This window comes from Flagellimonas beolgyonensis (genome assembly GCF_003992615.1).
Classification (GTDB): Bacteria; Bacteroidota; Bacteroidia; order Flavobacteriales; family Flavobacteriaceae; genus Flagellimonas; species Flagellimonas beolgyonensis.
The window spans coordinates 475,853-487,969 of sequence record NZ_RZMY01000018.1 but is presented as its reverse complement, the minus strand read 5'-3'; the positions used below and the strand labels follow the sequence as shown (position 1 = coordinate 487,969).

The following is a 12,117-nucleotide window of genomic DNA, read 5'->3' as shown; positions in this document are numbered from 1 at the left end:
CTAGCAACCAACTTCGGATTCTGTGGGGTGTCAGGATTGAAGGTCCTGATATCACTAATCGCTTCTAAAATGCATTGTAAAAAATAGGGTTGAATATCGCTAACGGACAATTCTCAATCCAGGAATCTTCCTTGGATCTTGTATTTTTTGATTGTCTTTATCCATGATTTTTTTCAATTGAGCCATATCCTTACTAATTTTCTTTTCCACAACCCTGGCATACTTTTGAGTCGTTGACAGCTTGGTATGCCCCAAAAGTTTGGAAACAGTCTCAATGGGTACATTATTCATGAGGGTAATCGTTGTCGCAAAAGTATGTCTGGCCACATGGAATGTAAGGTGTTTATCTATATTGGCCCTTTGTGCAATAGCCTTTAAATACTTGTTCACCTTTTGATTTGAGTACACTGGTAGCAAAGCATTTTCATTTTTGGGGAAATCCTCATACTTCTCCAGTATCTGCTTGGCCTTGGTCAAAAGGGGCACCTTGACCTCGGTCTTGGTCTTTTGTCGCTTTACATCGATCCACAGTTCTCCATCAATACCAGATACGATACCATTGGATTTAAGTAGTTTGATCTCTATATAGCTTAATCCCGTGTAGCAGGCAAAAAGGAAAATATCACGGACCAGCTCCATGCCCTTTTCCTCGAATTCCAATTGGTCCAGTGCCAGGATTTCCTCCTCTTCCAAAAAAGCACTGTCATAATCCTCCATTTTCACTTTATAGAGGTTGAAGGGATTCTTGGGGATGCAATCAAATTTATAGGCCATGGTCACCAATTTCTTGAACCGCAGCATATGTTTCATGATGCCGTTGTTGTTCAATGTCTGGAACGATTTGATGGGTTCGCAGTTCCGCAGGAAGTTTTCAAACTCGATCAAAAAGGCATAGTCTATCGAGGCCAGCCCAATATCGGGTACCCGATATTTTTTGGCAATGAAGCGTTTCAGGTAGGTCTCGGTGGAGGAATAGTTCTTGACCGTCCCCTTTGCCAGTTTGGGTAACTCATAGGTTCGGTTGTACTCCAAAAGGTCCAATAGGGTGAGCATCACCTTGTCCTTTCCCAGATATCGAAGCTTGATGGATTGTGCCGTTATAAAGTTGCTCTCGGCACTGAGTTGCCGATGGCATTCCAGCAACTTTGCACGGACGTCGTCCAGATACTTGTTTACAACAACGGATTCACTGGCCCTATGGTCCATTTTTCCCAAAATAGGACACCATCGTTCTTCAAAAGTTGATCTATGGACACTGAGATCTGCATTTTTCCCTTTGCATCTGATCCGGACATAAATTGGAAACCGTCCATCTTTTTTTCTTCCTGATTTTTTCAGCCAAAAACTGATACTGAAGGAGTTAGAGGTATTCATGTGTTCTCGCTTTAAGTGAAACATTGGATGAAGCGAAAGTCAAATCACACGAAAAATCAATAATGGAAGTACAATTTAGGGAATTTTCCCCGACAAAAATAGGACACTCTATAGGACATCCTCACCAATGGTATCAGATGGAAATAAAAAAAACCAGAAAAAATTAATTTTCTGGTTTTCAATTATTTAAGGTTTTACTTAGTGCCATAAAACCAAGGTTCGTCGGGATGACTGGATTCGAACCAGCGACCACACGCACCCCATGCGTGTACGCTACCAGACTGCGCCACATCCCGAAAACGGACTGCAAAAATAGGAATTTTGGTGAAAAATAAACACAGACTCCCTAAATCTTTTCTTGTTTTAATCCCTAAAAGTTATTCTGTGTTAACCAATATCTACCCATATAAAAAAATATTGGAGGCATGTTCAAGGAAACTTGATGTAAACAACTAAACCTCAGCCCAATATTTAATTTACAAACAACCCTTTTTTGAATGATCTGCGTCATTGCCCGTACCGTTCCAAGTATTTAGCTTAAGGGCATCCTACGGGAAAACAAAGCAATTAAAATGCTTAAAGAAGAAGTTCAAATTGTTCTAGAGGATGTCACCTTGGATGGAAACTTGGTGATTCCAGACAGCCCCAAGGGCTTGGTCATTTTTTCCCATGGAAGTGGCAGTAGTCGCTTTAGCCCAAGAAACAATTATGTTGCTCGATTACTCCAACAAAACGGTATGGCCACTTTACTGTTCGACCTATTGACACGTTCCGAGGACATGTTATATGAAAATCGCTTCGATATCGACAGACTTACACAACGACTCATTGAAACTACCCAATGGGTAAAGGGCCAAAAAGATATACACAACTTGGCCTTGGGTTATTTTGGGGCCAGTACAGGTGCCGCCTCCGCGCTTAGGGCCGCTGCTTTTTTTGGAAATGGAATTCAGGCGGTTGTTTCACGTGGCGGCCGGCCCGATCTTGCTCTTGGCGAATTGCACGGGGTCGAGGCACCTACCCTATTACTTGTGGGGTCTTTTGATACAGAGGTAATCCGGCTTAACCAAAAAGCACTTGATAATCTCCAGTGCCAAAAGAAAATGGAAATTATACCCGGGGCCAGCCATCTTTTTGAGGAACCCGGGAAATTACGGGAGGCGGCCAATGTTGCTACTGACTGGTTTGAGAAATGGTTTGATCAAAAGTGAGGTAAAATGTTTCAAGACAGAACGGATGCAGGCCTAAAATTGGCTGCACAGTTGCAAAAATTGCCACTTGAAAATTTGGTGGTCCTTGCCATTCCCCGAGGTGGACTTCCCTTGGGCGCCATTGTGGCCAAAACACTCAATGCCCCATTGGATGTTGCCCTTTCCAAAAAAATTGGCCACCCCTTCAATAAAGAGTACGCCATTGGCGCTGTTAGTTTGAACGACATTATCCTTAACGATATTCCTTCCATTAGCGAAGCCTATATCAAAGAAGAAACAGTTCGCGTGCGCGAAAAACTCCGAAAAAGATATGACCAATATTATCAAAATTGTGCTCCATTGAACCTGAAGGGAAAAACAGTGATTATAGTTGATGACGGGGTTGCTACGGGGAATACGATTAAAATAACAGCCCAAATGGTAAATAAAAGTCAACCACTACAAACCATTGTGGCCATTCCCGTTGCCCCATGGGGAGCTGTAAAAAACATGGAATCTTCGGACTACATAGACGAGGTGATTTGTCTGGAAAGCCCTTTTAACTTTTATGCCGTAGGTCAGTTTTACCGTGAATTCGGAGAAGTTTCCGACCAAGAGGCCATTCAAATTCTTGAGGCATCAAGAAAAATGTCCTCCTCATAAAAAACCTCGATTTTCGAATAAATCAATGGTATCGTTAAACGGTTATTTTCATGGAAACGATACCTTTCAACCCTTTGGGCAGACCATCCCTAATATCTTCCAACTCACCCATGGAAACATATTTTCTCAGGTAGATGAATGTTTGATAAATGTACCTTTCGGCCAGGTCATTTTCGTACCCAAAGTCGTTGATTGCGGATTTGCCATCAAACTCCTTGATCAGTTCAACAAATTTTTCCATGTTCTTGACCCTTTCCTTTCTTTTTTTGGGGTTCCACCCATTCACGTAGGCGGCTTTCAAAAACATGGGCAATTGGGCCATAAACTGCATGGACTCCTCCACAGAAATGATCTCGCGGAGCGCATGCAGTATCGAAATACATATTCGGCCCGCTTTGTCGAGATCCTGCCCCACTTCCAAATGCTTGGCATAATCCTTAAGGAACGTATTCCCCTCGGTTGCGTATTGATTAAAATCCAGTGCCATCATCATTAATTTTAAGGGTTAATGAATAAAAATGACACTAAAATTTCTGCAATGAAATGACCTAAATCACTGTTGGTCAATATTAGGAACGTCCACTATTCCCGATACAGGGTAAAGTGACCCACAAACTGTTGCTTTTCATTGTCGTTGGCATTCACAACATACCAATAATCACCGGTAGGCAATGGTTTGCCCTCGTAATTGCCATCCCATTTTTTCACTTGGTCCAATCGGGCCACTACCCTACCATAACGATCGTAAATGATCACTTCGATATTGGGGAAGAATTCCCGATTTTCTGGATACCAGTAATCATTCAGGTTGTCGCCATCCGGCGTAAAGAAATTTGGCATTTCGGGCATACCTTCAAAATTGAACGGCATCACCAAATTGGCCTCGCATCCATTTTGATCACGGACCATGATGTTGATATTGGCATCGAACGTGATATTGAAAATATTCTCTTCTCCATAGGATTCCCCTTGGAAGAAATATTCATAGCCTCCAAAGCCACCGGTTGCCATTGCGGTAACTTCATTCGGACCGGATTTTATGGCTTCCAGGGTCAACGGTTGGTAATCCTCGATTTCAAACTCCACAAAAGTGACGCAGCCATTTTCATGGTAAATGTAAACGGTATGTTCTCCGGCAGGCAGATCTCCAAAGGTTCGCTGCTCTGTCGCCATTTGAATATCGTCCACATCCAAAGAGAACAATAACTGTGGTAATTGTGAACTATCCCCTATGGCAACAGTGGCCGTACTATTCGGGAAGATACCATCACAGCCATATTCCACAATCGGTTCGGCCTGTACATCCACCCCGATTCCAATTTCGGCCACCACATTGGTCTGGCAACCGTTGGCATCGCGCACAAAGATGACATAGGTCTCCCCACCTTGAAGGTTATCGAAGAACATGGTATCATTTTGCACAAAATCGGCATCATCGGCAGAATTGACACTGGTAAAGTACGGTGCAGTTCCTCCTGAAACATTCAAGGTCAACGTGCCATCCCCATCGCCCATACAGGTTTCTGGTGTGGTAGAGGCAACCCCTGCCACCAACTCCATGGGTTGTGTAATTTCCACAGTTCGGGTAATGGTGCAGCCCAAATCGTCCTGAATAATAATATCGTAGGTCCTAGGTGCCAAATCGGTGAATATCCTTCGGTTCGGATTCATGGGATCGTTCCCTTCAAAGAACTCACTTAAATTATCCGAAATAGAATACCGGATGGAACCGGAACCTCCACTGGCCTCAATAATGATCTGTCCGTTGGCATCGCCGGCACAAACCACAGGTACTGCCTCCAAATAATCCAACACCAAAGGTGGTTTCGGATCAATAACAATGGGGTCGGAAATGGCCTCACAACCACCACTTTGGGCGAAGACATAATACGTTCCTGGTGGCAATTCCCTAAAAATACCGGAGCTCTGCGCAGGGCGTACAATAGTGGCCGCACTCGGTGGCAAGGTGTTCGAGTTCACCAAAGTGTACACATAGCTACCGATGCCTCCAAAAGCTTCGGAACGGATAATACCCGTCGCTTCACCGGCACAGTTGATGGTGGCATTGGTCAAATCCAACGCAATCACCAATGGTGCGGCAGGATCCAACGAAATTTGGTTGGATTTTTCAAACGGACAACCATTGGAATTTTGAACATCATACTGGAAGGGTCCTGGGTCCAAGGTAATATCGGCAGTGATTTCCACACTGGTCATCCCTGTACCAAAAGGCACAAAAGGATCTGTGGTTCCTGCCCTACGGTAGAAATAATCCACCCCAGGCTCTGGATTGGTCACTGTCAATTCCATCCGACCCAGATCCCCACATCCTGGTGGTTGCAATTCCACCAATTCGGCAACCACAATTTCTGGGTCTTGGACCGTGATGGGCACTGTTGTAAAACTACAATTCCAGCCATCAAAAATGGTGATGGTATAATCCCCTGCTGAAAGATTCGCAAAGGTTGGTGTAGTCTGAAGGCCACTATTGGTACCATCGGTCAATCGGTTCAATTGGAACAAATAATTGCCCGGACCTTGACCTCCGGCCATGTTGTATGCTTCTATGGCTCCGTCGTTGTCATTGTTACATGCCAACGGGTTAACTATCCGGATATCCGCCGAAATAGGTGTTGGCAACGGCAAATCTATGGTTGTCGATGACTCACATCCTCTAACATCACGCACATTTACCGTATACATTCCCGTTGATAAATCTTGGAAAACAGGATTGGTGTTTGGGTAATCCACCAATACCGTAGATCCATCAGGGGCGATCAATTGGTACTCATAAGTACCCCAACCGCCATCTCCTGCAACCGTGATTTCACCCAAACCGGGCACATTACAGGTTACCGGGGATGTTTGTACGGCATTTACCGTCAAAGCCCTATCTGGAGAACGAACCGTGACTACATTACTCACTACATCGCAGAACGGGCTATCCAGGGCCTCGATACGAACCACAAGGTTACCGGCAGGCACATTGTTGATCAATTCTGGGGTGTTGATCGGTGCATTGGTATCAAAACTACCCGTAACACCTGTAGACGTTTCAACCCCTGCGTTGTCGCGGCTGAACACTTCGTAATTGTACTGACCACTGTAATTGTTGATGGCCAGACTGATAACCCCATCGGAACCGTTGAAACAGGTCACAGGTGCCACTTCGGCAATGGTTGCTTCAATAGTATTGTACTCGGGCATATTGATGGTGGTGGTCAAATAAGAACATCCACCACTGCCTATATCCGTTACGGCAAAAATATAGTCACCGGGAGTAGTTATGTCCCAGGTTACTCTATCCGAGCCACCTGAATTTCTGGCGGGTTCCGAGCCCAACGGCAAAATTTCCACTTCGTAGTTGCCCGGACCTTCATTGATGATGATGTCAATGGAACCTGGGCTTACCCCTGTTCCCGTAACATCACAGGTCAATGGATTTACATTGTAACTAAAGGTAATATCCGTTGGCGTATTGATGGTCACCGTAGCTGTTTCCTCGCAACCGTTTTGATCGCGTGCAGTCAATGTTATGGTCTGATTGGTCCCATTATCAATCACCTCAAAAGTATTGCTGGTCTGGAAGTTGGTCCCATCAAATTGAGGGGTACCATCGTTCATACTATAGGTATAGGGACCTGTACCCGTTAAGGTGCCGGAGCCATCACCATTGGTATCGGTATAAATGGTAATGGTTGCCGTACTGAACTGGTTACTGGAAGGATTACAGCTAAAATCGGTATTGATGGCATTCACCATCAGTTGGGTCGGTTCACCAATAATAATATCAGTCGTACGATCGGTACAACCCCTATCCGAAACTACCTCCACTTGATAGGTATTGGGTGGAAGGTCATCAAATACTGGGGAACCTTGTGGTCCTGCCCAAATAGTTGAACTGGACCCGACGTACAAAATATAGCTCAATGGGGTATCCGTATCACTTCCTGGCTGTAATTCCACGGCAATTGTTCCATTATCGGCTCCAAAACAGGTCACATCACTGCTGGGTGTCGCCGTAATGATCGGTGAATTCACAGTTGACACATTAACAATCGCCTCATCGGAACATAATGGTGAGGTGTTCGAACTCAAGTCGGTTACTAAAATGTTATAGTCACCGGGCAACACATTGTTGAACACATTGGTATATTGCGCTGGACCAATATTGGCCAAAGTACCAGCATCCCGCAATTGGTATTCAAAATTGCCACTTCCCCCGGTGGTGTTTACGGTAATCACCCCATCCCCTGCATTACAGGTAGGAAATGAAGTGGCATCGGCAGAAATCGAGAAGAAATCGAATACCTCCGCAGTTACGGTATTGGTACATCCATTGCCATCCCTCACAGTGATCACATAAGATCCAGGATTGGGAACAATAAACGTGGAACCTGTTTGGTAGCCACTACCGATATCATATTGAAACGTTTCTTCCGGCAAACCAGAACCAGTGCTCAAAGGCGACAACATATTAATTTGATATCCACTGGTGGCCGTACATTGATTCACCACATCAATTGTGGGAGAGGGCACACCAGCTTCTTGCGTCACTGTCAATGTGGTCAAAGCGGTACACCCATTGGCATCCTGTACATAGAAATCATAAGCTGACGGATACGGTCCTGGAATTTCAAACGTGGTTGTGGGCGCAAAAGTGGTTGGAGCAGGACTTCCTGCTGGCACATAAGCGTAATTATAAGGTTCGGTGCTTCCAAAGCCACGAACGGTTACCAATGCCCCAGCATTACACGTGGCTTCCACAAAATTATCGATGGCGATGGTCGGCGAACTAAAGCTGATGAATACCAAGGTACTGCCGCTACAGCCGTTTGTATCGTCCCTAACCACAATTTGATAATTGCCAGGGGCCAAACCTGTGAAAGTTCCATTGTAAGGAATAGTTTCTCCCGTCAACGATGTGGGACCAGCAACCGTTGCTCCGGTATCTGTATTTTGAAGGGTAATAGTAAAATCACCGGCAGAAATTCCAGAAACTTCATAGTCAATGGAACCACTACCCGAAACATTACAGGATGCTGCCGTTGATGTAGCGGTGACCGCAACAGGGTTGGAAGGCCCGATGGGGTCTATTTCTTCAATATAGGTACAACCCAAAGCATCCCTTACCTCCACAAAGTAGGTAACTCCTGGCACCACTTGCCCAGTAAAATCATATGTATCACCACCTGAAGTGGCCGGATTGAAAGTAGGTTCACCCACCAATCGGAATTCGTAGGGGCCCGTTCCTCCTGTGGCCTGAACCCGATATGGGAAGGTAGTATCAGAACAGATAGCTGGATTGGGGTCCAAAGGAATCAAATCCAAAACATTTTGATCGATGATAACCTCATCTCTATCCTGACATCCTTGGGCATCGGTGGTCACCACCGTATAATTGCCCAAAGGCAAATTCGGGAAGTTTACCGTTGTACTGGCGGTTCCGGTTGATGAAGCCACCAAATTACCGGCCACATCCAACAGAATGTAATCGAAAGGCGCCACTCCATTATTTATGGTTGTTGAAATGGAACCGTTTACAGATCCAGCGGAACAAACTGCATTGGTAGGTGTTGCCGTAGCATCCAATGGAGCGCTGGGTGCAATAGTCACATCATAGGCAGGGCTAACGCAGCCACGACTGTCACGGATCACGAATCCACCGTGGGTACCCGGTCCGTATCCGGAGAAAATATTTTGATTGCCAAAAGTGGCACCATTATCATTACTGAATTGATATGGCGGCACCCCTTGTGTAGTATCCGGAATCAATTCTACAATGCCACTGGTATTGTCACCACACTGGGTATCGGTCGCAACCACTGACCCTGCAATGGTCTCCGGTGGCGAAATGGTCACCACATTGGTTTGGGTTGTACAACCCCTACTGTCCGTAATCAAGAACTGGAAGGTGGTATCCGTAATGATGGAACCATCATTGGGAATACTGTACACAAATGAATTCCCGGTAATGTTGTTGTTATCGGATGTATATGGAGCCCCGTTGATACTTACCTCATAAATATCATAATTGCCCCCTGAGGTATACCCATTGGATATATTCACCTGGATTTGTCCAGGAGGACCGGCACAATCCAATTCCTGAATGGTTGTGGTATTGGCAATTACTTGCGGTTCAATGGTTGCAGTTACTGTATCCCTACAATCATTGGCATCTACCACCTCAATGGTATAGGTTCCTGGTGTTAAGCCAGCAAAAGTATTGCTCGGCCCCAACACCCCATTGTTGATTCGATATTGATACGGAGCCAAACCACCAGCGGCATTCACCACCAAAGTGGACGCCGTAAAATTATCATAACAGAAATCCGAAGCCCCATTGTCCAAAGTCAATGTTGGTGCATCCAATCGGGTCAAGGTAAAGCTATCCGTCACGGTACAGCCATTGGCATCGGTTACCGAAACTTGGTACAGACCATCTTGTGAAAGATTGGAAAACGTACTGCCATTCTTGGGTCCTCTTGTGGAACCATCGGGTTGGGTCAAAGTATATCGGTTACCACCCCAACCTCCAACAGTGTTGATGCGGACTGCCCCGATATTTCCATTCTGGCAACTCATGGCGGTCACATCCAAACTTGAAACGGCAAAGGCTGTTGCAGGTTCTTCGATGACCAATGTGGCCGTATCGGTACAATTGGTTTCCTCATCGGTCACAGCAATAACATAACTCCCCGCAGCCAATCCGGTCAAAGGCACTATACCACTACTTTGGCCAGTAAATACAGGCCCAGAGTCGATACTATAGCTATATGTGGTGTTAAATCCATCCACCAAATAACGTCCTTCACCATCCGAATCTCCAACACAGGTTACCACCCTTGTTTGTTGGGCCTGGACGCCTATGGAACTGATATCCGTGATGGCATAATTTTCATCGTAGGAACATCCTTCTGAATCGGTAACCCTAAACGTATAGGTTCCCAATCCCAATCCAGAAAAAGTGCTGTTATTGCCATTGTTCACTGCACTTGCAGCAGGCGCGATAATTTCATAGGTATACGGACCTGTCCCTCCTGCAATGGTCAAATCCAGTGATGCTGTTGTAGTGATACAATCCAGGCTTGAAATACTGAATGCAATATCTGTTGGTTTGTTCAAGGCATTGAATACGATATCGGGAAGTGCCTGAACACATCCGTTGGCATCCCGAATCATAGGAGTGTATGATCCAACTCCCAAATTTGGAAAAACCGGATTGGTTCCAAAACCTGCTCCAATACTGTATTCATAAGGTGCCGTTCCCCCGGCAACTCCAGAAATGGTAATTTGACCTCCATTCTCATTGGTACAGGTAGGCACAGAATTGGGTGTTGCTATAGCTGTTATTGTAGATGGTGTACCAATGGTTGCGGTTTGTGGTGCTGTGGTACAGGTAAATGAATCCTGCTCATATCTTAAAACAATATCGTAGTTGCCGGGAGCCAAATTGGAAAAAACATTGCTCACTTGGAAGGTCGCACCATTGTTGATACTGTACACAATTTCATAACCGTATCCGTTGGTCACGTTAATGTTGATGCGTCCATCATTGGCACCCCCACAATTGGCATCTTCTTCGGTAAAATTGAAAACTGGTGGAGGAATATCCTGTACATCTACTGCAGCACTACGTTGGCAGCCATTGGCATCTTCCACCAAAATGGAATAGGTGCCGGCAGTGGTAACGGCAAAGGTTGTGCTTCCGGAATAAGGGGCACTAAACGCACCGCCATCAACACTGTAGCGATACGGAGCCGTTCCACCTGTAGTGGATAAATTCACATTTACGGATGAGGCACCACATCCAAAACTGTCGGATGCTGTGGCCGATACGGCCAGGGGAGCAATACCGTTACCTATTTGTATAGGATCCCCGTCAATATCGGTAGTGACGGTTTCCGAACAATTATTGGTCTCCACACGAATACTATAAGTACCCGGGCTAACATTGGCAAAAGTGTAGGTATCGGAGCCGTTGGGACCAAAAGTATCCACGGTAACTCCATTTTTCACCAAACGATACGTATAAAAACCGGGTACACCAGAGACCTGTACATCAATGCTTCCCAATTCGCCACTACAAAGAATATCATTGGCGGTTACATCCACGTTAATGTCCAAATCGCCAACGGTCACCATATTGGAAGGAAACACACAGGCGCTGGCCGATACATTTTTCAACCGCACATATACCCTATAATCCCCTGGTGATGTTATATCGAAGAATGGAGCATCTTGGTAGGGTCCGGAAGGACTGTTCAAACTGTATTCATAGCCTGCAGGCACGTTGGTCACCTCTACCCTACCCGAATTCCCACAGATTATATCCTCTTTGATCAGTTGTGGATCTAGTGGGTTTAGGGTGGACTTGAAATAATAATACTGGCCAGAATCGACCCGTACACGAAATTCACCCGATGACGATAGATTGTAAGTTGGTCCCGTACCCACCGTATTCCAGGTACAAGCACCATTTATGGTGGGGCAATCATCCACTACTGTGGGTGCACAGGTATTGGGATCTAATTTTTGCCATTGATAACTGCTTCCCGTTTGACTCAGGGAAAGTGTACGGATATCACTGGTTCCACATAGAAAGAATTTGGCAAGGGTACTTCCATCATTGGGACACACCACTTCTTCGTTCGCCCCAACAATGATGGTGGCAAACATGGCGCTGGACGCAAATAAGGTTTCTTCCGCGATTGGGATTACTGTGGAATTGGTTTCAACCTCTTCTTCTTTTTCCGGCGCAACCATTGTGGAAACCATATCGGTCAAAATTCGTTTGACCGCTGTCTTTGCCAATACTGTTGAACCGAAGATAGATATGAACACCAACAACACGACATACAATACATGCCTTGTTTTTTGTGGTAGCATA

The 12,117-nt window shown here is 45.4% G+C and carries 5 protein-coding genes and 1 tRNA gene; 2 read left to right on the top strand and 4 right to left on the bottom strand.

From position 1 onward, the window contains the following. Positions 1-99: 99 nt before the first annotated feature. Both EO131_RS16740 and EO131_RS16735 read right to left on the bottom strand, forming a co-directional pair. Positions 100-1,374 (bottom strand): site-specific integrase, encoded by a 1,275-nt coding sequence (locus EO131_RS16740; protein WP_127024979.1) that lies wholly within the window; start codon positions 1,372-1,374, stop codon positions 100-102. Between the two features lie 222 nt (positions 1,375-1,596). Next, positions 1,597-1,670 (bottom strand) — tRNA-Pro (locus EO131_RS16735). A 276-nt stretch (positions 1,671-1,946) separates the two neighbouring features. Here EO131_RS16735 and EO131_RS16730 point away from each other — a divergent pair. Beyond that, positions 1,947-2,585, top strand: coding sequence for a dienelactone hydrolase family protein (locus tag EO131_RS16730; RefSeq protein WP_127024976.1), 639 nt, complete (start codon positions 1,947-1,949; stop codon positions 2,583-2,585). 6 nt (positions 2,586-2,591) lie between these two features. Beyond that, positions 2,592-3,227 carry a phosphoribosyltransferase gene (locus EO131_RS16725; RefSeq protein WP_127024973.1) on the top strand — a complete coding sequence of 212 codons (636 nt, stop codon included), beginning with the start codon at positions 2,592-2,594 and terminating at the stop codon, positions 3,225-3,227. 34 nt (positions 3,228-3,261) lie between these two features. Here EO131_RS16725 and EO131_RS16720 read toward each other — a convergent pair whose 3' ends face one another. Further along, positions 3,262-3,720 carry a DUF2267 domain-containing protein gene (locus EO131_RS16720; RefSeq protein ID WP_241243884.1) on the bottom strand — a complete coding sequence of 153 codons (459 nt, stop codon included), beginning with the start codon at positions 3,718-3,720 and terminating at the stop codon, positions 3,262-3,264. Between the two features lie 89 nt (positions 3,721-3,809). Continuing rightward, positions 3,810-12,116 (bottom strand): T9SS type B sorting domain-containing protein, encoded by an 8,307-nt coding sequence (locus EO131_RS16715; protein ID WP_127024970.1) that lies wholly within the window; start codon positions 12,114-12,116, stop codon positions 3,810-3,812. Position 12,117 lies beyond the last annotated feature (1 nt).